31 protein-coding genes and 1 pseudogene are annotated in these 22,163 nt (G+C 37.6%); 19 read left to right on the forward strand and 13 right to left on the reverse strand.

Annotated features, from left to right (window positions below):
- Nucleotides 1-28: 28 nt before the first annotated feature.
- Together H625_RS13665 and H625_RS0110400 are read left to right on the forward strand one after the other, a co-directional pair.
- Complete coding sequence (locus tag H625_RS13665) at nt 29-202, forward strand: hypothetical protein (RefSeq protein WP_156897226.1); 174 nt, start codon at nt 29-31, stop codon at nt 200-202.
- A 166-nt stretch (nt 203-368) separates the two neighbouring features.
- Nucleotides 369-1,112 carry an SAM-dependent methyltransferase gene (locus tag H625_RS0110400; protein ID WP_035785825.1) on the forward strand — a complete coding sequence of 248 codons (744 nt, stop codon included), beginning with the start codon at nt 369-371 and terminating at the stop codon, nt 1,110-1,112.
- Nucleotides 1,113-1,183: 71 nt separating this feature from the next.
- Here H625_RS0110400 and H625_RS0110405 read toward each other — a convergent pair whose 3' ends face one another.
- The 3 genes from H625_RS0110405 to H625_RS0110415 form a co-directional block, all read right to left on the reverse strand.
- On the reverse strand, nt 1,184-2,266 hold the full coding sequence (locus tag H625_RS0110405) for an AI-2E family transporter (RefSeq protein ID WP_026859852.1): 1,083 nt from the start codon (nt 2,264-2,266) through the stop codon (nt 1,184-1,186).
- Nucleotides 2,267-2,412: 146 nt separating this feature from the next.
- Nucleotides 2,413-2,886, reverse strand: coding sequence for a hypothetical protein (locus H625_RS0110410; protein ID WP_026859853.1), 474 nt, complete (start codon nt 2,884-2,886; stop codon nt 2,413-2,415).
- A gap of 72 nt (nt 2,887-2,958) precedes the next feature.
- Complete coding sequence (locus H625_RS0110415) at nt 2,959-3,405, reverse strand: 8-oxo-dGTP diphosphatase (protein ID WP_026859854.1); 447 nt, start codon at nt 3,403-3,405, stop codon at nt 2,959-2,961.
- Between the two features lie 179 nt (nt 3,406-3,584).
- On the opposite strand from H625_RS0110415, the gene H625_RS0110420 reads away from it, so the two are divergent.
- From H625_RS0110420 to H625_RS0110435, 5 genes are all read left to right on the forward strand, one after another.
- On the forward strand, nt 3,585-3,731 hold the full coding sequence (locus H625_RS0110420) for a PspC domain-containing protein (RefSeq protein ID WP_026859855.1): 147 nt from the start codon (nt 3,585-3,587) through the stop codon (nt 3,729-3,731).
- Nucleotides 3,732-3,813: 82 nt separating this feature from the next.
- Nucleotides 3,814-4,188, forward strand: coding sequence for a putative periplasmic lipoprotein (locus tag H625_RS0110425; RefSeq protein WP_026859856.1), 375 nt, complete (start codon nt 3,814-3,816; stop codon nt 4,186-4,188).
- A 75-nt stretch (nt 4,189-4,263) separates the two neighbouring features.
- Complete coding sequence (locus tag H625_RS0110430) at nt 4,264-4,497, forward strand: hypothetical protein (RefSeq protein ID WP_026859857.1); 234 nt, start codon at nt 4,264-4,266, stop codon at nt 4,495-4,497.
- Nucleotides 4,498-4,511: 14 nt separating this feature from the next.
- Complete coding sequence (locus tag H625_RS13795) at nt 4,512-4,670, forward strand: hypothetical protein (RefSeq protein WP_169516141.1); 159 nt, start codon at nt 4,512-4,514, stop codon at nt 4,668-4,670.
- 92 nt (nt 4,671-4,762) lie between these two features.
- Complete coding sequence (locus H625_RS0110435; RefSeq protein WP_026859858.1) at nt 4,763-5,182, forward strand: hypothetical protein; 420 nt, start codon at nt 4,763-4,765, stop codon at nt 5,180-5,182.
- 103 nt (nt 5,183-5,285) lie between these two features.
- Here the strand turns inward: H625_RS0110435 and H625_RS0110440 are convergent, their stop codons facing one another.
- The 3 genes from H625_RS0110440 to H625_RS0110450 all read right to left on the reverse strand — a co-directional run bounded on the left by H625_RS0110440 (nt 5,286) and on the right by H625_RS0110450 (nt 6,840).
- Nucleotides 5,286-5,597 (reverse strand): hypothetical protein, encoded by a 312-nt coding sequence (locus H625_RS0110440; RefSeq protein WP_026859859.1) that lies wholly within the window; start codon nt 5,595-5,597, stop codon nt 5,286-5,288.
- Between the two features lie 462 nt (nt 5,598-6,059).
- Nucleotides 6,060-6,287 (reverse strand): hypothetical protein, encoded by a 228-nt coding sequence (locus H625_RS0110445; protein WP_169516142.1) that lies wholly within the window; start codon nt 6,285-6,287, stop codon nt 6,060-6,062.
- Nucleotides 6,277-6,840 (reverse strand): DEAD/DEAH box helicase family protein, encoded by a 564-nt coding sequence (locus H625_RS0110450; RefSeq protein WP_026859861.1) that lies wholly within the window; start codon nt 6,838-6,840, stop codon nt 6,277-6,279. Before H625_RS0110450 ends, H625_RS0110445 begins: the two co-directional genes overlap by 11 nt.
- Before the next feature lie 360 nt (nt 6,841-7,200).
- On the opposite strand from H625_RS0110450, the pseudogene H625_RS13020 reads away from it, so the two are divergent.
- The 4 genes and pseudogenes from H625_RS13020 to H625_RS13025 form a co-directional block, all read left to right on the forward strand.
- Nucleotides 7,201-7,407: pseudogene (locus H625_RS13020) on the forward strand (N-acetyltransferase); the annotation flags it as partial.
- A 40-nt stretch (nt 7,408-7,447) separates the two neighbouring features.
- The gene (locus H625_RS0110460) at nt 7,448-7,864 is read left to right on the forward strand and encodes a hypothetical protein (protein WP_026859862.1); all 417 of its coding nucleotides are present in this window, start codon (nt 7,448-7,450) and stop codon (nt 7,862-7,864) included.
- Nucleotides 7,865-7,883: 19 nt separating this feature from the next.
- Nucleotides 7,884-8,207 carry a hypothetical protein gene (locus H625_RS0110465; RefSeq protein ID WP_026859863.1) on the forward strand — a complete coding sequence of 108 codons (324 nt, stop codon included), beginning with the start codon at nt 7,884-7,886 and terminating at the stop codon, nt 8,205-8,207.
- Between the two features lie 224 nt (nt 8,208-8,431).
- Complete coding sequence (locus H625_RS13025) at nt 8,432-9,442, forward strand: M23 family metallopeptidase (RefSeq protein WP_084135837.1); 1,011 nt, start codon at nt 8,432-8,434, stop codon at nt 9,440-9,442.
- A 31-nt stretch (nt 9,443-9,473) separates the two neighbouring features.
- Here the strand turns inward: H625_RS13025 and H625_RS0110480 are convergent, their stop codons facing one another.
- The 3 genes from H625_RS0110480 to H625_RS13030 all read right to left on the reverse strand — a co-directional run bounded on the left by H625_RS0110480 (nt 9,474) and on the right by H625_RS13030 (nt 12,128).
- Nucleotides 9,474-9,956, reverse strand: coding sequence for a hypothetical protein (locus H625_RS0110480; protein ID WP_026859865.1), 483 nt, complete (start codon nt 9,954-9,956; stop codon nt 9,474-9,476).
- A 24-nt stretch (nt 9,957-9,980) separates the two neighbouring features.
- Nucleotides 9,981-10,820, reverse strand: coding sequence for an SDR family NAD(P)-dependent oxidoreductase (locus tag H625_RS0110485; RefSeq protein ID WP_026859866.1), 840 nt, complete (start codon nt 10,818-10,820; stop codon nt 9,981-9,983).
- 84 nt (nt 10,821-10,904) lie between these two features.
- On the reverse strand, nt 10,905-12,128 hold the full coding sequence (locus H625_RS13030; RefSeq protein ID WP_051239065.1) for an MFS transporter: 1,224 nt from the start codon (nt 12,126-12,128) through the stop codon (nt 10,905-10,907).
- A 124-nt stretch (nt 12,129-12,252) separates the two neighbouring features.
- Between H625_RS13030 and H625_RS0110495 the strand changes: the two genes are divergently transcribed.
- From H625_RS0110495 to H625_RS0110525, 7 genes are all read left to right on the forward strand, one after another.
- Nucleotides 12,253-13,158 (forward strand): LysR family transcriptional regulator, encoded by a 906-nt coding sequence (locus H625_RS0110495; RefSeq protein WP_026859867.1) that lies wholly within the window; start codon nt 12,253-12,255, stop codon nt 13,156-13,158.
- A gap of 14 nt (nt 13,159-13,172) precedes the next feature.
- Entirely contained in the window at nt 13,173-13,382 is a 210-nt protein-coding gene (locus tag H625_RS0110500) for a hypothetical protein (RefSeq protein ID WP_026859868.1), read from the forward strand.
- 24 nt (nt 13,383-13,406) lie between these two features.
- A complete protein-coding gene (locus tag H625_RS0110505; RefSeq protein ID WP_026859869.1) occupies nt 13,407-14,348 on the forward strand; it encodes a bile acid:sodium symporter family protein in 942 nt (313 codons plus the stop codon).
- A gap of 137 nt (nt 14,349-14,485) precedes the next feature.
- Nucleotides 14,486-15,634 (forward strand): beta-aspartyl-peptidase, encoded by a 1,149-nt coding sequence (iadA, locus tag H625_RS0110510; protein WP_026859870.1) that lies wholly within the window; start codon nt 14,486-14,488, stop codon nt 15,632-15,634.
- A 17-nt stretch (nt 15,635-15,651) separates the two neighbouring features.
- Nucleotides 15,652-17,079, forward strand: coding sequence for a Na+/H+ antiporter NhaC (gene nhaC, locus H625_RS0110515; RefSeq protein ID WP_026859871.1), 1,428 nt, complete (start codon nt 15,652-15,654; stop codon nt 17,077-17,079).
- A 69-nt stretch (nt 17,080-17,148) separates the two neighbouring features.
- The gene (locus tag H625_RS0110520) at nt 17,149-17,616 is read left to right on the forward strand and encodes a GNAT family N-acetyltransferase (protein WP_026859872.1); all 468 of its coding nucleotides are present in this window, start codon (nt 17,149-17,151) and stop codon (nt 17,614-17,616) included.
- A gap of 71 nt (nt 17,617-17,687) precedes the next feature.
- Nucleotides 17,688-18,656, forward strand: coding sequence for an asparaginase (locus H625_RS0110525; protein WP_026859873.1), 969 nt, complete (start codon nt 17,688-17,690; stop codon nt 18,654-18,656).
- Nucleotides 18,657-18,710: 54 nt separating this feature from the next.
- Here the strand turns inward: H625_RS0110525 and H625_RS0110530 are convergent, their stop codons facing one another.
- Nucleotides 18,711-20,078, reverse strand: a complete 1,368-nt coding sequence (locus H625_RS0110530) for a PQQ-dependent sugar dehydrogenase (protein ID WP_026859874.1) — start codon at nt 20,076-20,078, stop codon at nt 18,711-18,713.
- A 122-nt stretch (nt 20,079-20,200) separates the two neighbouring features.
- On the opposite strand from H625_RS0110530, the gene H625_RS14005 reads away from it, so the two are divergent.
- Nucleotides 20,201-20,464, forward strand: a complete 264-nt coding sequence (locus tag H625_RS14005; RefSeq protein WP_342664950.1) for an L-asparaginase family protein — start codon at nt 20,201-20,203, stop codon at nt 20,462-20,464.
- A gap of 56 nt (nt 20,465-20,520) precedes the next feature.
- Here H625_RS14005 and H625_RS0110540 read toward each other — a convergent pair whose 3' ends face one another.
- The 3 genes from H625_RS0110540 to H625_RS13040 all read right to left on the reverse strand — a co-directional run bounded on the left by H625_RS0110540 (nt 20,521) and on the right by H625_RS13040 (nt 22,140).
- Nucleotides 20,521-20,709, reverse strand: a complete 189-nt coding sequence (locus H625_RS0110540) for a hypothetical protein (RefSeq protein ID WP_026859875.1) — start codon at nt 20,707-20,709, stop codon at nt 20,521-20,523.
- On the reverse strand, nt 20,687-20,998 hold the full coding sequence (locus tag H625_RS14040) for a DUF805 domain-containing protein (RefSeq protein ID WP_035785843.1): 312 nt from the start codon (nt 20,996-20,998) through the stop codon (nt 20,687-20,689). The genes H625_RS0110540 and H625_RS14040 overlap by 23 nt, the downstream gene beginning before the upstream one ends.
- Nucleotides 20,999-21,279: 281 nt before the next feature.
- The gene (locus H625_RS13040; RefSeq protein WP_051239066.1) at nt 21,280-22,140 is read right to left on the reverse strand and encodes an alpha/beta fold hydrolase; all 861 of its coding nucleotides are present in this window, start codon (nt 22,138-22,140) and stop codon (nt 21,280-21,282) included.
- Nucleotides 22,141-22,163: the final 23 nt, after the last annotated feature.

Genomic DNA, 22,163 nt, shown 5'->3' on the forward strand with positions numbered 1-22,163 from the left:
AACGGAAAAATTATAAAGGGGAAACAACATGATTACTCAAAATATTAGATACTTATACTTAAAATTTACTATTGATGCTGCAGGGGTTTTGGCCGCTGTTGGAATCCCTATATTACTTATAAACAATATTTACACCGATTCAGTGTCTAATGGTGGCTTTGAAGCGGGTATTAACATTTCGGGTCAGAACATGATTTTCTGACTGCCTTTATATTTTTGACTGTATTTTCTGCAGCAGTTTCCTTTATACTAAAAAAGATTAAATGATTATCTTGCAATGAAATAATGAAAGCAGGGGACAATGATGGGGATTAGAAACTTAAAATAAGATCGTTTGACCGCATATTAAATTCTGGGAGATATTTAACATGGAAAATAATTGGGCAAACGAATTTTATAAAATGCAATATGAATTTATAGGTGATTATCCAGAAGGATATCACACAGAATCAGCGAATGAAATCTTGGAACAGGCTGGTAAACCTGTACAGTCAATGCTTGAACTTGGGGCATGGGACGGCAGTATGGCACGTGCGCTTTCAAAGCATGTAAAGCAGATTACCACTGTAGAGTTAATCAAAGAAATGGCAGAGAAAGCTGAGTCTCTAAATCCGGATAATATTGAAACTATTCACGGCAGTTTTTATGATGTCAGCATTCCACAGAAATTTGATGCAATTATTTATATCGATGGATTTGGTGTGGGTACAGATGAAGACCAATTAAATCTGCTTAAGAATATTAAACATTGGATGGAAGAGGACGGTTGTGCACTCATTGATATCTACCAGCCGGAGCATTGGAAAAAAGCGGATGGTATTGAAATGTATCTGAGTCCACGTACGATGCCGCATATTAAACGCAGATATACTTATGATTTTGAAGAAGATATTATGATGGATACATGGTGGCATGAAAAAGATGAGAAGCTGAACAGCACTCAATATTTAAAATGCTATACACCTGACGAAATATATAAGTTGTGTAAACAGGCAGGATTAAATATTATTGGATATTATCCGCATGGTGCGATGGATTATGAAAGTATGAAGTACAATGAACATGCTTCGTTGGAAGAGTGCTTATCATACCGGATAAAAGTGATGAAATGACCAATTGATAAAATTGCACACAAAATAAGAGGGCTTTCCATCCGGAGAGCCCTCTTATTTTATATCTTCAGTTATCCGACGTCTTCAGTCGCTGTATCTTTAATTTCCTGACGTTTGTCATAGATGTTAATAACGATAGTTTTAACAACCGCATAGAACGGAATTGCGAGTATGATACCCCAAATACCTGCGATGTTACCTGCGGCCAGTATCAATGTAATCACTGTCAGCGGGTGAACACTCAGTGCATTACCCATAATGTTTGGTGTTATCAAGTTCCCTTCTATTTGCTGTGCAATGAGCATGATAATTCCTACATAAACAGCCATGATTGGATCTTGGAACAGTGCAATAATGATTGCCGGTATTACAGCAATATAAGGTCCTAAGAATGGAATAACATTAGTCACTACCCCGATCAGTGCGAGTAGGAACGCATATTCAAGTCCGATGATTAAGTAACCAATCAGGAGCAGGACCCCCACAATTAAACTGACAAATAACTGACCGACTATATATGATTTCAATGTATGATCTATATCGCCAAGTGTTTTACGAACCCATGTTTTCTTTTCTCCTGAAAAGAACTTAGAAACAAAAGGTGTGAATTTCTTGTGGTCTACTAGAATATAGATCAGGAAAAACGGAACGAGTACAAGAGCAAGTACACCAGAGAACAGACTCATTATGAATGAACCGATACCTGATCCGATAGTGGATGCCCAGTCCGTCAATTGTCCGGATACATTGTTAAGCTGATCCTGGACTGCATTCGGCATGTGCTCACGCTGAGTAAGGAAATATTCCACGTAACCTTCTACAGTGTTAATAATTTCCGGAGCATTATCTACAAGAGAATTTAATTGCTCTGTAACAATCGGTGCGATAAGAATGTAAAACAGCCAAATGAGTAAACCCATCAAAGCAAATATTATAAGAATCGCTGACCACTTTGGAAATTTCTTTTTCACCAGAAAGTTTAAAATAGGTCTGGTCAGATAAAAAAGCACTCCGCCAAGCAGCAGTGGTAAGAAAATCGTTTGCACGACTGTTACAAGTGGAGAGAAGATACCCTGTAATTGAATAAGTAATAGAATAATAATTAAAGTGAAAATAACAGCGACAGCTGTTTGAAACCAACGTTTTTGTGTCATTTAAAATAAATACCTCCTTATTCTAATGTATATACCCAAGTGACAGTAGAATATGAGGGGAAAACAAAAACGCGTAGGATAAAATAAGTAAATAGAGGATAAAAAGAAAGTCTGCTCAGTATCAAAATGTCCAGACTTTCTACAATTCATTTCCTGCTCAGCGCAGTCCTGGGCCAGATTGCCAATGCAATGGGCGGAACAATACAGAGGACAAAAAAGACTATTGCTGCAGTTGCATATAGATTAGAACTTAAATTTAATGTGTCACGTAAGAAAGATTCATTTAAGCTGATTAATCCAATACAAGATAATGTCTGTATTGACATAAGCATTGTATTCATAGCGTTATATTGTAAATCTTTGTTTTCTTCAGTGAGTTTTACATAATTAAATTTCTTTCTAATGAATCTTAAAAAGTGAATTAATAACCATAATAATATCGCTAATAGAGGTGTAACAAACAATAATTCTTTAGGTCCGGACTGGCTTGGACTGTCACCTGAATACATTAATAGTATGCTGTCTGGTATATTGTCCCACGCAGATATCAAATGCAGCAGGTGAGCTCCTAATATTATTAAACATAGTAAGGTGTTTAATAATGAAAATAAAAAATTCATTTTGAATAATCTCCTATCTCGTGATGAAATAACTAAATAATTGCTGGGATAGAATCATAATGTAATATTTAATTATTTAATATGTACATTCCAGGAGTCGTCATAATAAAACTCCGATAAAATTTCCGAATCCATCACTCTGAACATTTCATCAAAATCATTCGCCAGGTTATAAGTAGCGAGTTCATACTTATCAATCCAGAACACTTCACCTTCATCAGAAGAGCGTAAGTCTCCATTATACTGATTCGTTTTATACATCAGTACGATGTATCTTTCATCATTCTCAGTCTGGAACTGCTTCGTTCCGCATATTTTAGGATTTTTAATAACCAGACCAGTCTCTTCAAACACTTCTCTAATGACCGAATCCACAAAAGACTCATTCTTTTCAACTTTTCCACCGGGGAAAGTAACACCCGGCCAATTACTGCTGACACGATCTTGTATTAATATCTGTCCCTGATCATTTTCTATCATACACATATTTGTGATTATTGCTTTTTCTGCTCTGGACATAGTGACCTCCGAAATGAATTTTTCATTAACTATAGTTAAGACTTCGCAACTCTAATTAATACCAGTACTTCAATTTAATTTAAGTATATCTATTTAACTCATTTTGTAAACGTTTACTCTATATAGTAGTATTTAATTAAAGATAAAAAACGGGAGATCAAAAATAGGAGAGATCCTTCATGGCTAAAAAGTTAAGAAAATCATCCACTGACAAAGCTCTGTTTGGAGTATGCGGCGGGATTGTGGAATACTTTAATAGTTCTTCATTTTTAGTAAGGATAATATTCTTTTTTACAGCCTCTGTGTCATTTTGGATATATATATAATACTTGCCTGGTACTTAGAAGAATCTTTGCTGTAAACCGTTTTACGCTGAGTTACAGATTAATTAATAAAGGTGAATATATTATGAAATATTTTTCAATGCTATTTTTATCGTTATTCATATTGTCAGCATGCAGCAGCACGAGCGAAGTCTCTACCGTTAATGAAAGTTACGAAGGTGAATTGCCTTCAGCAGTTACAGAAAAGCCTGAACAGGGTGATATATTCATGGTGGATAATGATTTATCAGAAAATGTTATCTATGCCTATATTGAAAAAGACAGTGAGGTTACTGTAAATGAGAATGAGGATACTTTAGAAATACACTTTGATGAGCCTGGTGAAAGCGAAGATATAGCTGTGCAGATGATTGAATTCAGTCAAGGTTCTGAAATAGAGAAATTCAAATTTTATATAAACGGTGTCGAGACACAATTGAAATCCCTTATCTACGAATAATAAATTGCATATATTAGGGTAAACGAATAATAATTATGGAAAATAGTGACAGTGAAAATTAACAGGAGGGATAACATGGTCTTACTGGATATATTTTTTCTTATTCTTGCAACCGGTGGTTTGCTTTTATTCGCATATGGGTTAAACACAAACAGCAGTTTATCAGTATTTTTTGGCTCACTTTTTGTACTTGCACCAATAGCTTGGCTGACGCTTGGAGTTGCCTTTCTACCATTGACACCTGTTCTTGCACTTGTAATAATCTACGTGCTTCAGCGTAAAGACGTATTAGAACCGAAGGGAATATAAAACAGTTTTTCAGAATGCCGGAACAAGGTGGAAAAATATATAAACCAGATCTATTTAGCGGGAATGCTGCTTGCAGATGTAGTAATAATAGAGGTCAGATTCTATTTTTATATGAACTAACAGTTGGAATTATTAAATTTAAGAAAGAAGATGAGTACAGATATGTTAGATAAAATTTTTAATATACCAATGGGACTAGTATCACTGTTTTCAATCATTATGATAATTTTACTATTGGTGAACTAGATACAAAGGATGAGAAATAATGAGTATTAAAGTTAAAAGGAAACTATGGATTTTTGCGGCATTGATTCCTTTGAGGATAAAATACAACAATGAATCGGTCGGTGCACTATACGGTTCGCAGGAAATGGAAATTCCGACACATGAAGATAAAGGGGAACTAAAATATTATCAGCCTGTCGGTCGCAATGATCAGCTCCAGGTTAAGAGCGGGGATGTCGTGCAAATAGAAGAAACATTACTCGGAAAAGGCCTAAGTATTTTACTTGCGTTATTTATGATATACATATTTTTAAAAGTACTTAGAATTATAGATTATACGGTTTATCTCAACTATGAAGCAATAATACAGATGGAACTCATTGTTTTCGGTATTATATTTTTCATTGGAATAATAGGGTTGTTTTTTAAAACTCATAAATTAGTCCTGCTGAACAGATAGGACAGTACAAAAATCCCTCACTCCAATATTTCGGGGTGAGGGATTAACTTTTTTAAAGGGTTTATTAAATTAGATAATTGTACTAAAGCACGAGTCAGTTGTATTAAGGAGCAAAGTCCATTTGACCAGTAACCAGTAAGAAAATCACGATGAACCAAAAAAGAAAGAGCGATGAGGAAAGGATTAAAGATATAATGGGAATGATATTTCTCTCCGTTTTTTTCACAAGTCCAATAATGGATAATATGATACCTACGCCTGTAAATACAAATGTTATATAATCTCCAATTAAATTTCCAGCGTTAGCTATTCTTGTAGGTGTTACAAAAACAATGAAGAAACAAATCACTCCTATGATTAGAGAACTATAGCTAATTACACCGTGTTTTTTTGAAGAAATTAATTCATTATTCAAACAAAAACCTCTTTCTTTAAAATAATTCAACTTCGCATCAATTTACCCAATAGGAATTATTCTACATTTTTTAATAAATTAGGACTTGATCTAAAAATTAATATTAAGAAATTTACATTAAGTAAACTACTGATTGTATTTCAAGGTAATCCTTCATTTTGAATTAAACTCACAGCCATAGTCTCTACCAGCCATTAACAATGCTAGAAAGAAACGTCGTAAATCATCTCCACTACTCTCTTAAATAAAGACAACTTCAATAGTTATTTCATAACTCAGCAAGACATAAATATAAGATTTAACCATTACTTATTGTTTAACTCTAAAACTTCTGTAAATTTAATCTATAATAACTTACTTCATTAGTAAATTCATTCAGACACCTGTACAAAAGTAATTTATAGAATAAGGGTATTATTGATAGATATATACCAAAAATTTTGGATTGAGGAATGTTTTAAATTAATAAGTTCTAAATGCAGATAAAATAAATGCGACAGTACAGAATATTACACTGAAACTCACTGCAAAGATAATTACATTTTTCCACGGCAGTCTTTTATCAACTCGGTTCATAAAGTTAACAAAAATTGAAACCGCGAATGTTGTCGCAAGAAAAAACAGGAAAATAATAAGACCTTCTATTATCATATCCATTTCTAAAATCCCCTTATGTATTCTAGTTGTCATTAATCCAATCAATTATCTGCTGGCTCGACTCTCCAGCGGTTAAGGTTGTCACATCCAGCTTGAGATATTTATCTTCTTTAATTTCATTATCATATGAATTCAGTCTGTGCTTTTTAGCTGATGCCGTCAACTCCGCATGTGAAAACTCAACATTTCTTTTTGAAGGTTTCTTCTCCATCCTGTATTCGGTTTTATTTCTTCTGATTCTTTCATCAAGAGCTGCTTCCAATTCCACAAAATAAATATCATGATTCTCTTTATTAAAGATACTTTTAATTTTATCTACGTAATCCCATTCTTCTTTTAAATCAAAGCCCCAGACAAAAGTGAATATTATGCCGGGATGTTCTTCCTCTTTCGCAATATGTTCAAAAATCCCCATACGAATCTGGTCGGATAACATAAATGTATCCTGATTCCAGCCGATATAAGGCCAGATGACATCGAGTGTGACGTGATTGTGGAGCAGCGGCAGATTAAAAGCAGTACCGACCTTTTCGCCGATTGTCATCTTTCCGACAGCCTGCGGACCAAACAATAATATTATTTTCATAAGGCACATCCCCTTATTTGATTATGAGGATTTTACCATATGTAATATGTGATAAGATACAAACAAATGCAATTATTATGAAATATGTAATGACAAAGGGGATTCATTATATGAATGGCAGATTATATATTTTTCTATTAATTATACTCGGTCTAAACACTCTGCGTTACGGAACATACTTACTGGAAGGACAAACCGGCTTGTATAACTCTGTACTATTCGCAGCTAATATACTGGCATTAATCATCGCAATTTTTTATAGACTGAATCAATCACGGAAAGATTCAGTTTCTGCTGCTGATAAATCTAGGGGATAACCATGGAGACAAGATTACTAAAAAATAATGAAAAACCATGGATGCCATTCAAAGAGCCAAAGAATTAGAGTATCAAACGATTGAGGGTGGTACCAGAAACTCAAGTATCGGTCAGCTTGCACTTTATCAGAAATGCGGGTTTAAGATTACAGGTGTAGATAAGAGTTTCTTTATAAGGAATTATGAAGAAGAAATTTTAGAAAACGGAATACAGTGCAGAGATATTATTCGTCTGACTCAAAAATTATAAATTTAAAAAATAAGATATTTGTTAAAGGGGAGGGGAAAGCATGGAGATTACTGTTAAAAGAAGAACATGGTTATTGGGGATTTTTATGCCTGTAAGCTTGGAATTCAATGGTAAGACGGTAGCATCACTTTATGTCTATCAAGAAAAAACTGTACCAATAACAGCAGAAACAGGGAGATTGAAGTACACTCAGCCTCTTGACCGAAGTCATCAAATCCAAGTAAAAGATGGAGATACAGTGACTTTAAAAGAAACGAAATTAGGATTGATTTCAAATATAATTTTTATGATTACTGTTATTTACTACATTGTAATGGGACAAGAAATTTTTGAATCTGGGTTTCTTAATAATATTAATACAGTGAGTGTGATCGCCTTTATCCTATTACTCATATTGGTAATATTAGGCGTGCTTACATTATTCTTTAATCAATATAAATTTGTTATAGAAAATTAAACATCAAAGGGGAGACATCATGGAATTAATAATTGGAGCATTTATTTTTTATTTTGTTATTAAATATGCGGTGAAGAATGCAATAACAGAAGCAAAAGTTCATGAAACAGAGTTGGGGAATCAAGTAAGAGCAAATGATTTATTCCACAAAATATCAAACATAGAATATGAAATTACAGCTGACAAGAAATCTAAAGAATTAAAAAAGAAATCAAAAGAAATTTACGACGAAAGTTTTGATATTTTAGTCTCTGACAGGCCGGATGAAGAGAAAATCAAACAGCTTAAAATTAAGGAAAACGAAATGAACTTATTAAAAAGTGAGAGAATAGATTTTGAATAAATTCCATGAAACTTTATATAAGACACCGGAGATAATAAAATTATTTATTGTATACTGTTTATTTTTTTATTTCCTGAACGAAGTCTTTCCTTCTCGGAATGGTTTCGTGGAAGTGCTTGGAATTGCACTGCTGGCAGGTCTTGGAGTCGGTGTACTGACTGCACTGTTCCAAAAACCAAAAGAAAAAAGAATAGAAATTAAATAAAATTATTGGAGTGATTTTATTGAGAGCTGTAAATGAAACGAAAATCAATCCGGATGATTTCGGCAAAGCTTTTTTAAAAGAAAATCCGGACGTGATTTATAATCAATGTGTTCCTTCATTTCAAAGTATTATTACCGCTGGGCAATTTACAGATATGGTCAATGATTTTAATCAGAACGTAAACAGTTATTACATGAAAGAAAAGATTCAGCTGGGTGACTTAGTTCATTATATATGGCTGGATGATGCAGATGAGAAAGCCGTCAGTGTCTATTTTGATTCAGATTATTATATTAACAAAATGATTATAAAGCCTTATATTACATATCCGGAAAGTGATAGTACTTTGACTGAAGTGGCTTATTCAATGCCTGTCAATGAAGAGTGTACGGTTTTCTGGGGCGGTGAAAATGAGTTTGTTAATTATCATTATGTCTATGAAACACAAAGGTATGCCTATGATTTATTAATGATTGAAAACAATAGTACTTATGTAAATAATCAATTGCGGAATGAAAACTATTTTGCATTCAATAAAGATGTTACGGCTCCGGCAGCCGGTAAAGTTGTAAAAGTCGTTGATCACATAAAAGACAACATACCTGGTGAAATGAATGAAGCGGAGCCATTCGGTAACTATGTCATTATTCAGCATGAGAGCAGCGAGTACAGCGCGCTTGCTCACTTTAAATTGTCTTCGATTACAGTGAGAGAAGGAGATACTGTATATCAGGGACAGATAATAGGTCAGTGCGGGAATTCAGGGTATTCATCTGAAACGCATATTCACTTCCAGGTCATGGATTCGCCTGACATTAATTCAGGGAAATCACTGCGTATTCGTTTTGCTGATGGGATTGAACCGATTCAGGGTGACATTGTTACCCAGTCGATAATCAAAACAAGCAGTAAAAAGAAAGATAAAATGATAGACACGCTTGATAAAGCTGATTTATTCTCTTCTGTACTCGAGCTGTTGTTATATGTACCGCGTTTAATTTCACAATTAATCAGAGCGATACTAAGTTAAAAAAAGGTACAGACAAATGTCTGTACCTTTTTTAAGTATTGGTTAAAGCCCACTGCAGATAAAATATAATAAGAATAAGCGCCGCGAATCCGCCGATGACAAGAACCAGTATAATATTCTCAAAACCAGTTCTGTTATTTTTATCGGTTTCAGACGGTGTTTTATTCTCAGCAGTTTCTGGTATTGTTGTCGCTGAATTTCTATTGATAAATTTTAAAACCAGTAAAACAACTGCTGCAAACAAACCGAGAACGTAAGTAAACCCGATGAAATAATAAAACTCAGGTCCTGAATTAAAAATACTTCGTTCATTTGTCAGCGTGTAATCCATCGTGACATATGCCGTCACGAGTAAAACTATAAACAGAATTACCGTCATTACCGCAGTTAATATAATAGAAAGACTATTTCTGTTTTTATGATTTCGAAGCATTGCTGAAATCGGCAGATAGAATATGACTTTCATTATCGGATACATCGATATAATCAGCAGGAACATTAAAAATCCGTTCATGTCATCATCCTTACTCTTAACATTTTATAAATGAGTTAAATTAAGTACATCCAGCGTGGCTGTAATCAGAGACGTTCTTGCCTCCATATCGCTGCCGTGTTTTTTGATTCGGAGAACCCCCCCGTTATGCATATACTTGCCATTATACTTTTTCGGAGACTCTACAGCCAGTACCGTCGATAAACTGCCTTCATCCGGTGACAGGAAAAATGGATCCAGCGCTTTATAAACCAGATTGCCAAAGCGTTCATTTTTCGGTGTCTTACCTAAATTTGTCGACACAGCACCCGGGTGCACAGCTGTCGTTTTAAGCCCCTGTTTATGATAACCGTCATACAGCGCCTGCATCAAATATAACGTGCCAAGTTTAGACTGGCCGTAACTCGTAACCGGATTAAATTTATCACGTTTAAAATAAGGCGCAGTTAACGGAGAGAATTTATAGCCGTTGGAAGACACGACAACAATCTGTTTAACCTCGCTGTTTAAAACAAGGGGGAGCAGCAGATGAGTTAAATAAAAATGCCCGATATAATTTGTACCCATCATCATTTCAAAACCATCTTTAGTCTCCTGTCTTGTTAAAGAGACGACCCCTGCATTTAATACGAGGTGGTTAATTGAATCATACTGTTCATTCATCATATTTGCCGCTTTTTTTATCGATGAAAGATCGCTTAAATCACATTGAATCAAATCCACATGAACTGCCGACTTTTTCTCTATATCATTTTTTAATGCTTCACCTTTATGTAAATTACGCACAAGCAGTACAATCCGGTCAAACTGCTCAGCTAAACTCATCGCGGTTGCTCTGCCGATACCTGAAGTCGGGCCTGTAATTGCTAATATGTTTTCACTCATTGAATCACCATTTTCTATAAGTTTAATTATTAATGTATTACCCTTAGGAAAAACATAAACACAATAAAAAGAAAACCTTCTGACTTAACTGTCAGAAGGTTTTACTATAAATTTATCGAAATTTTTCTCTTTTTTATTACCGATTACTGTAATCAGTATAAATGCTAATACATAAATTCCAAGCAGTATGGACATCGTGTAATTGTGATTTGCCGTCGTATCGTAAATAAACCCGATAACAGATGGGAACAGCCCGCCGAGAATAGCGCCGCCTGTCTGCATCATTGCAGTCCACGAGTTAGCCCCATTTGCAGTCAGTGTTTCATCCAGCGGCAGCATTAATGCTGCAGAGTATAATCCGCCAAGCGGAATACCCATCATAAACGCACCAATCCACATCATCGTATGATCTCCTGTCCAGAACAGCAGCGTTGCTGCAGTACCTGAAACGAGAATGAAATAAATCCAGTTTCTGCGTGCCGGATATTTTTCCATCATGATTGGCAGCAGCAGGTTAAATATCACCTGCACGGACATTACCGCACTTAAGAGCATACCGCCCTGAATCAGTGTCATGCCCTGTTCAACCGACATCGGTACAAGCCATGTAATGGTAGAAAAGTATAATGCAGCCTGCAGCGCATAAAATAACATGAACAGATACGGTGTAATCTGTTTCCACGGTGAAGGGAAACTGTATTTAATTTCCGGCACATCCCGTTTAGGCAGCGGGCTGTCTTCGCCGGTTTTTAAGTTTTTCATAATAATAAATACTGCAGCGAAAGCAAATACTGACCAGATGGACAGTGCAAATACATATGAAGACGTTGCTTCAGAAAATATACCTGTAAAAGCTGCAGTTGCAGCAGAGCCCATGCTCATAAAGAATGTTGAAATTCCGATAGCAATGGCAGCGTGTCCCGGGAAATATTTTTTTATCAGAGAAGACATTGTCGGCCCGAGTATAGCAATCGCAAGACCAATCAGAAATGCAGTAATCAGCAGCGTTGTGAATCCCGGTACAAAACCGCGGAGTGCAGTCGCAATACCAAGTACTGACAGCATCAGTATTAATGTAAATTTAGAACCGTATTTTTTATTAAGAACAGTGGCAAGTGATGCAAATATTCCCATACATAAGACGGGAACAGTAGTCAGAAGACTGGCCTGTGCGTTCGACAGGGAGAGTGACGTGCGAATCGTATCCATAAGCGGACCGATAGATGTAATACCTAAACGGAGGTTAACGGAAATAGCTGCAATGACTAAAAGCAGCATAAAAGTATTCTTATTATAAATTTTGTTCAAATCTTATCCCCCAATGTTTCCTGTTATTCATATCTTTATACTTATGATAACATTAGACTACATATACATAAAATATTAATAAAATTACTTTTACCAACTTTTTTCATATACATGAGGTGTTTAGATGGACATTCGTCAATTACGGTACTTTATCGTCATTGCAGAAGAGAAGCAGGTTTCCGCAGCAGCAAAAAAACTTTATATGTCACAGCCGCCGTTAAGCCAGCAGTTAAAAAATATGGAAGAATCGCTCGGTGAAAGATTGTTTGAGAGAAGCGGTAAATATTTAGAATTGACTGAAGCGGGTAAAACATTATATAAATACGCAATCGAAATTACTCAGATGATGGAAGAAGCGAAAAGTGAAGTCGCAGACGTCGGCGCGGGAATGGACGGCAGATTATCAGTCGGTATAAATACTTTTTCATTATCCAATCTGAACGAGGTGTTTCATGATTTCAGAAGAAGATTCCCGAAGATTAAATATAAGGTCCAGCAAAACGAATCATCGCTGCTGTGCTACTTATTAAAAGAACGCGAAATAGAATTGGCAATCGTCAGACTGCCGCTTGAGATTAACGACTTTACGCTGCAGCATTTATACAGCGAACCGTTTTATGTTGTGACTTCAAAAGAGAAGAAATTGTTTAAAGGGAATGCGACACTGAAAGAAATTGGTAAATACCCGCTGGTTCTCCCAAGTATTGAAGGACTAGGGGTATATTATTCTATACACGAAGCATTTTCCAAAGCGAAAATACAGCCGGATGTCATTGCCGAGTTTTCTGATCTGAAGCTGATGATGGAACTTGTATCAACAGACTTCGGCATTTCTATTGTGCCGGAATCACTGCTGCATCTGTACAAAGAGTATCCGGTCAATGTTCATAAAATCGCAGAATCAGAAAGTCTGACAGGAGACGTCGGTTTAATCTGGCTGAAAGACCACAGGCTGTCAAAATCAGCACAGAACTTCGCAGATATGCTGACAGCAGCTGTAAGAGAGAAACCGGGGAATGAAGAATTATAAAAGAGGTGAGGTTTATGAAGAATTTATTTGCAGGTGCCGCAAAGCTGATTAAGAGAAAAGATGTCGAGAAAGATAAAGCATATAATAATAATGTAGACCAGAAAAAAGTGAACAGAAATATTGAAGCAGCAGAAGAGAGACTGGCAGAACCCGGTCTCACGATGTGCCAGCGCCAGGAATATCAAAAAGCGCTGGATGGTCTAAAAAAATATAAAAAAGATTAATCAAACAGAGAGAAGGATATAGACGTGCTGAACAGCTTTAACAGCAAAATACAGTCACTGATGCCGATATTAACCCCGCTGTGTGTCGTCATTGGAGTGATATTTCATAATATCGGCAGTCATCTGTTATTTTTAGTTCCGTTTTTATTTGCATTTATGACATTTACGGGCAGTTTGAGTATGAGATTCAGTGATGTGAAAGTATTTAAAAAGCATCCCGGGGCCATATTATTCGTTATTTTATTTATACATATTTTAATGCCGGTCTGGGCATATTTTTTATCATCAATCATTTTTGATGATCAGTTGCTCGTCATAGGATTTGTTATTTCTGTTGCGGTCCCAACGGGTGTTACGAGTATTATATGGATCAGCATATGCAGAGGGAATTTCCCGCTCGGGCTGTCCATTATATTAATCGACACACTGCTGGCGCCGTTTATACTTCCGGTTATCCTGAATTCACTCGTAGGTGAAGCCGTTGAAATTGATGCGGCTTCTATCATTGTTGATCTGCTGTGGATGATTGTACTGCCTTCCATACTCGGTATGGTTTTAAACGAATTAAGAAAAGGAAACCTGAAAGAATTCGGGCAGATGCTTGCACCGTTTTCCAAACTGAGTCTGTTTGGCATTGTCATTATTAACAGCAGTGCAGTCGCACCGTTTTTAACAGACATTACGTGGGAACTGCTGGGTATTATAATTTTCGTATTTATACTTGCTGGATCAGGCTACGGAATGGCGTTAATACTTGGCCACTTAATATTCCGAAATACGAAGACTGTGACTTCGCTCGTATTTTTAGGTGGAATGCGAAATATTGCAGTCGGTACGATTATCGCAGTGACTTATTTTCCTGCGAAAGTCGCCATGCCGGTCGTTTTTGGAATGCTGTTCCAGCAAGTGCTTGCATCGCTGTATGCCAAAGTCGTCAATAAATATCAGGTGAAGTATGAAGTGTAATGCAAAAATTATATTTAAAGTATGTCGGATTAGCTATTGAGCTGGTCCTTTTTTATTTTAGTTTGACTATATAAATATTTTTATATAAGATTAAAACACATTTCATAATATTCAAATAATTAAGAGGGGATGAATGAATGATTACCTTGATTAAAAATGCAGATGTCTACGCACCGAAGAGTTTGGGTAAACAATCGATTTTATTATTGAATGATAAAATTTCAAAAATTGGCGATTTTAATGAAGATGTACTGGAACAGCTTGGTGTGGAATATAAAGTGGTGGACGCAGAAGGAGCTGCAGTTACGCCTGGTTTTATAGATCCTCATGTTCATCTGCTAGGCGGCGGAGGTGAAGGAGGCTTTGCAACTCGTACACCAGAAATACAGTTAAGTGACTTGCTTAAATCGGGAATCACTTCAGTTGCTGGCTTAATTGGCACAGATGGAACAACGAGACATTTAACATCTTTACTTGCTAAAGCCAGAGGGCTGGAAATTGAAGGCGTGTCTACGTATATATACACAGGTAATTATGATGTACCGACACCAACATTTACTAATAATGTAAAGGATGATGCAATCCTTATTGACAAAGTGATCGGTACTGCTGAAATTGCTATCTCTGATTCCAGGTCTGGGCAGCCGAGTGTTCATGAACTTGCAAAAATTGTTGGACAAACAAGAGTAGGTGGAATGCTAAGCGGCAAAGCTGGGATTACTCACTTCCATACAGGACCGGGCAAAGCTTATTTATCTATTTTGCATCAATTGTTGGATGAATATGAGCTGCCCGCATCAAATCTTCACGTGACTCATATTACAAGAAGTAAAGAACTTTTTGATGATGCAATTAAACTAGCCTCACGGGGTTCATTTGTAGATATTACTGCAGATGATAAAACTTATAAATGGATATCCTATTACAAAGAAAATAAGGGAGATCTATCTAAACTTACTTTGTCATCTGATGGTAATGGCAGTTTGCCAAGTTTTAATGAGAGAGGCGAGCTGCTTAGCCTTGGTGTCGCAAGTACTAGAACGCTGTATGATCAAGTGATTGAGACAATTAAAGATGGATATCTAACGATAGAGGAAGCGCTGAATTTGGCTACATTAAATACTGCTACTGCTCTAAAATTAGAAAACAAAGGAATGATTGATGTTGGAAAAGATGCTGATTTATTAGTGATATCTAAAGAAAACTTCGAAATACAGCATGTATTTTCAAAAGGTAAACATATGATTGAGGAGGGCGAATTATTAATTAAAGGTACATTCGAATAACAAGGGGGTTACATATTTTGAAAAGAAAACCAAATTTATTTGAGGCGTTTTCACCGATTATTGTAATGTTGTTACTATTAGCAATTGGTTTTGGAGTATTTGGATTAAATCCTGAACCTTTATTGATATTGTCATCGGTTTATGCAGGATTTATTGCTCTTCGTCTCGGATTTTCGTGGTCGGATATGATGGAAGGTATTCAAGAAAAAGTAAGTCTGGCAATGCCAGCAATACTAATACTTATATCTATAGGTATTCTGATCGGAACCTGGATGATAGCCGGTACTATTCCAATGTTAATCTATTATGGTCTTGAACTGATTAATCCTACATTTATCGTATTGATTGCTTTTGTAGTATCCGCAATTATATCAATAGTGACAGGTACGTCGTGGGGATCAGTTGGTACTGTTGGTGTAGCATTAATGGGGATTGCTACAGGGCTGGAAGCTAACCTTCCTGCCACAGCTGGTGCGATAGTAGCAGGTGCATATTTTGGAGATAAACTGTCTCCACTGTCAGATACTACAAATTTGGCGCCTATAGCTGCAGGCAGTGAACTGTATGAACATATTAAACATATGATGTGGACAACCGTTCCGGCTGCTATTGTATCAATGATAATATATTTAATTGCAGGGATAAGTGTATCGAATGATGAAGTTACAGCACCGGAAACGATGAGTACGATGTTGACAACTTTAAGCACAATGTTTAACTGGAACTTATTATTACTGTTACCTCCGGTTATTATATTATTTGGAGCTATTAAAAAATATCCTACTTTACCAATTATAATCTTCTCATCAATAATAGCAGCAATTCTGGGCATGTTTATACAAGATTTCACTTTAAAAGATGTATTTGCCTCCGCCGTTACAGGATTTGATGTCAGCATGGTTAATAAAACTGGCTTTGACTCTGCAGCTGTTATTCCGGAAGTGTTGGATTTAGAACACCAAGGTGGAATGCAGTCTATGACGAGTGTAATCCTTATTGCATTCTCTGCTTTTGCTTTCGCAGGAATAATGACAAAATCAGGAGCATTGGAAGTAATCATTGAACAATTGCTGAAATTTGTAAAACGTACAGGAGATTTGATTTTAACAACAGTTATATCTTGTTTAACGATGGCTTTAGTAACAGGTAACTCTTATCTGTCCATCATCGTACCAGGTGAGATGTTTAAAGATACTTATAAATTGAAAGGTCTGGCTGCAAAGAACTTATCAAGAACACTTGAAGATTCAGGAACTGTAGTTGTACCGTTAATACCATGGTCATCAGCGGGGGTGTTTATGGCAGGGACACTGGGTATACCAACATTGAGCTATGCACCATGGGCAGTACTTTGTTATGTTGGATTTATCTTTGCGATTATACTTGGGTATACGGGGATTGGTATCGCAAAAGATCTAAAGGAAGAAAATACTGAAAAAATTTAAACTTAGAAATAAAAATGGCATCTTCAATTTTATATTGGGGATGCCTTAGTAATTTTACAGGAGGACATTATGGAACTAGTAAAATATGATCCGAAGTACGACAATCTCATCAACGATTATTATTTACCGGAAGATCAGCTTTACTACAGTGCAATGCCTAGTGAAGCGGTTGAGATTTCAAGAAACAATAACGACAGGCACACCATTCTCGGTTTGGACGATAGCGAACTGGTTACGTTCTTTATCCTCCATGAAAATGATGCGGTGCAGCCTTATTCCAATCAGCCGAATGATATTTTACTGCGTTCGTTTTCTACCAACTACAAACATCAGGGCAAAGGCTACGCGAGAAAAACGCTCGAACTGCTGCCTGACTTTATGAAAGAGCATATCCCGCATATCGACGGTATTGTTCTTGGAGTTAACGTCAAAAACACTGCAGCCCAGGGCTTATATAAAAAGTGCGGTTATGTCGACGAAGGTAACCGAGTTATGGGCAGCAAGGGCGAAATGATTGTGATGAAATATTATCTGTAAAACGGTTACATACTTGTAATTATTGTTATACTGAGGAAGATTAAAAAGTTTTACATAAAGGGGAATGGAGTATGTCACATATTAAACTGCTGACAACAGGCGGAACGATTGCCAGCAAGCGCAATCCCGAGACAGGGCTGCAGCAAACGGGTCTAATCAGCGGCGAAGAACTCGCAGAAAAACTTAATTTGCACGAGAATATTAATATAAGTGTGGAAGAGATTATTAAAGTTTCAAGCAGTGCCATCACTTTTGAGAATTTGATTACGATAAAAGACGCAGTGCTGAAAGCGTTCAGTGATGATGATGTCGACGGTATCGTTATTACACATGGCACAGATACGCTGGAAGAGACATCTTACTTCTTAAGTCAGATCATTCCGGCAGGGAAAGCTGTTGTCGTCACAGGTTCACAGCGCGGACCGGAGTTAATCGGTACCGATGCATATGCAAATCTGCAGGATGCGATTACGCTCGCAGCAGATGCTAATGCTGCAAAAATCGGTGTCAGCGTATTATTTAATTCGAAAATATTTATGCCGAGATTCGTGAAGAAAATGAGCGCGATGAACGTCGACGGTTTTGGCGGCGGAGGCACCGGTTATTTAGGCCTGGTGGACGGACACGACGTGAAAATCTATCAGCATCCGGCTCACAGCAATACATATAATGTAGAAGGGCAATTGCCGGAAGTCGATATTATTAAATGTGCATTAGGTACGGATGCGAAATTTATCGACTGTGCCATCGATCATAAAGTTGCAGGGCTCGTCATTGAAACGATGGGGCGCGGGCATGCGAATGACTTCGTTGCTGCCGGCGTGAAAAGAGCGGTGGATGCAGGAATTAAAGTGGTTATCACAAGCGCATCAGACGAAGGTGATGTGAAAGTAGCCTATGACTTTTCAGGCGGAATATCACAATTCGAAAAAGACGGTGCAGTAAACGGCGGCTCGTACGACAGTAAAAAAGCGAGACTGAAACTGGCAGTGATGCTGGCTGCAGGAGAAGAAGTCACCGCAGAACATTTTAAATACTGATGAATAAAGAAACCGGAGCAAATGGGAATTTGCTCCGGAATTTTGATTTAGCAGTTATTCTGCTGCAGCAATCTTATAAATCATGCCGCCATCAGTGGCTGCAACAAGCGCGCCATCTTCAGTTACAAGAATATCACGGAAACGTTCGCCTTCTTCAGTTAAGAGACGTTCTTCTCCGACGATGATGTCATCTTCAATAACGACACGTACAATATAGTTCGGCGCTAAACCGCCGATGAACAAGTTGTTCTCCCATTCAGGGATTGCGTCGTTATCATAGAATGACATACCGCTTGGTGCACTGGTTGGATCCCAGTAATATACGGGTTCAACAAAGCCCTGTGCCTCGTGTTCTGAAACACCGTCATTGATTAATTCACCACTATACTCAATACCATAAGACACAGTTGGCCATCCATAGTTAGAACCTGGTTCAATAATGTTCAGCTCATCCCCGGCTTGCGGACCGAACTCAACAATCCATAAGTCTCCCGTTTCAGGATGGAAGTCGACACCTTGAATATTACGGTGACCGTAGCTGTAAATACCATCTAGTGCATCTTCATCTTCGATAAATGGATTCGTATCTACTGCTTCCCCGTCTGGTGTAATGTGAATGACTTTACCTAGGTAAGCATCTAAGTCTTGTGCACGTTCGCGAATTGGATCATCTGAACGCTCACCAGTTGTTAAGAATAGGTTGCCCTCATCATCAAAGATAATACGTCCGCCATAATGTAAGGTGCCATCATATGCTGGTTCTGCTTGGAAAATTACTTCAAAATCTTCAAGTGAGGTTTCATCTTCTGATAAAGCACCTTTACCGACAGCAGTTACAGTACCACCGTCAACATCTTGAGCAAACGTCACAAATACTAACCTTGATTCGTCAAAATCAGGTGCAATGGTTACATCCAGTAAACCACCTTGAGCTTCGGTATTTACTTCAGGTAAACCTTCGATTGGATCTGAAACAGAGCCATCTTCAAGGTTTACAATCAGAAGTTCAGCTTCATCTCTTTGCGTCACAAGTAAGCGGTTTGTATCAAACTCTTCCATACCCCAAGACACCCCAAGACCCTCAGCAACAACCTCTACGTCCAATTCCGCTTCAGTCTCTACTGCAGGTGCTCTGGTTTGCTCTGGGAATGCCGGCTCAAACTCAGTAACTTTTGGTTCAGTTTCGGCACTTTCCTCTGCAGCAGTCTCCGAGTCATCAGTCGACTCTTCAGTTGCTGTCTCTGAATCCTCGGTTGATTCTTCAGTAGCAGTTTCCGAGTCGTCAGCCGACTCTTCTGTTGCCATCTCTGAATCATCAGTTGATGCTTCGTCTGAAGTATCACCATTGCCGCACGCTGCCAAAGCCAATACAAAGATTAGCATTGTAAAGAACATTAATCTTGACCACGAAACTTTCGTCATCGTTTTTCCTCTCCCTTCCTAAAATATTAAACTCCTTTTAAATTAATTTTATCACAATTTTCTGAAAACTCAATAATTCTGTTCTGGACTTGGATTTGCACTGAGTTTGATAAACTCAGTAAATAGGTACAGATGCGAAATTTATCGACTGTGCAGTTGAGCATAAAGTAGCAGGGCTTGTTATTGAAACGATAAGGCGCGGACATGCGAATAATCTCGTTGCTTCTGGTGTAAAAAGAGCTGTCAATGCAGGCATTAAAGTGGTTATTACGAGCGCATCCGACGACGGTGATGTGAAAGTCGCCTACGACTTTTCGGGCGGAATTTCGCAATTTGAAAAAGACGGGGCAGTAAACAGCGGCTCGTACGACAGCAAAAAATTTTAAATACTGATAGATAAAGAAACCGCAGCAAATGAGGATTTGCCGCGGTATTTTTGTGTTTATATATCTGTACTGGACGTTACACAGCTGCCACCCGATCCGTATTTATTCGGTTCTTTATTACCGGGCAGAACGAACAGAATTAAACTGTAAATGGAAATGATTGTTCCAAAAATGAGAAATAATATACTAATGACTAAGACGATGCCGACCGTAGTATCACCGTCAGTCCCATGCCAGGCAAACATTCCTATTACCTCCTGTAGGTGCGGCGACAGCGCTGATAGGAAAAAGGATTGCAAACAGCATCGTACGATTTGTATCATGCAGGCGTCTGGCCGTTATGGTAAATGAAGGTACCATCGTAATCAGCACAACATATCGACCAAGAGGAACATCTATGATTGCTCCAAAATAAAAAACGAAAAGAAAGATAAAAATGTGAGTTAAAAAAGGCACCCAAAAATCGGAGCGGGTCGATCTTCCGCTGAAGTCGAAAGTACGTTTCCAGAAATCTGTGTAGCTTTTAATTATCATATGAATCCCCCTAAAACTGTATGGTGTAATTATTCACGTATGCTTTTATTACAGTATACAATATTTAGCTGTAAGCGGGGTTTGAATCATGCAGTTTCTCATGCGCTCGTAAATTAACAATTGACCGGATGAGAATCCTTCATCCGGCTGCAAATTATTATTCAACCGTATGAGCAGCTTTCATGCGGTCACAGTCGAATTATCGACCGTATGAGTAATCTACATCGGGTCACAGCGAAGTTTTCAACCGCATGTGAATGAATATAAGCAAGACGGCTTTGTTATTTATCAAATTCGAGTATATACTGCGCGACCTCTTCACCAGTTTCTTCGAGCAGGTAGTGTCCGCAGTTTTTAAGTTCATAGCCCGTCACATTATTGATGGATTTCTTCCAGATGTCTTCAACAGGCAATCCTGACAGATTTCCATTTTCCGCCCAGAGCAGCAATGTGTCGATATTTAATTTATCTGCTGACTTCATTTTCTCCTGATATTCTGGTAAATCAAATTTATACGAGGCTCTGTAATCATTCAATGCTGCTTTTACTGCGCCTGGTTGTTTCCAGGATTTAAGATATTTATCCCATGAACCATCTGAATTAAGTAATTCGAATAAACCATCACCCCGGCTTAACAGAAATTTTAAATACTCTTCTTCTTTGCCTGAGATTAAAGTCTCCGGTAAATCAGGCACAACCTGAAATACCCAGTGCCAATACTTTTTCGCGGCTTCTTCAGCGGATAACGAATACACATATTCCATCGGCATGATTTCAATGAGAGCAAGACGGTTAATTAATTCGGGATGATCATATGCCAATCGGCGGGCCACACGTGCGCCGCGGTCATGTCCGACAACGTAAGCAGTCGTGACGTTTTGTGCAGCAAGAATCTCAGTAATGTCTTGAGCCATAATCTTATTCGTATAATTTTCAATGCCTTCAGGTTTATCGGAATCCCCGTAACCTCTAAGATCCACAGCGATAATTTTATAATGTGCTTCGAGGTACGGAATTACATTTCGCCATGTAATCCAGCTTTGCGGGAAACCGTGAAGTAAGAGACACACGGGACCGTCTTCTTTACCTCCTGTAACGTAATGCAGCTTAGTGCTGTTAACTGTTATGTAGTGACTGTCCATCTTATCATTCTCCTTATATTTAG

This window comes from Jeotgalicoccus psychrophilus DSM 19085, assembly GCF_000425845.1.
GTDB lineage: Bacteria > Bacillota > Bacilli > Staphylococcales > Salinicoccaceae > Jeotgalicoccus > Jeotgalicoccus psychrophilus.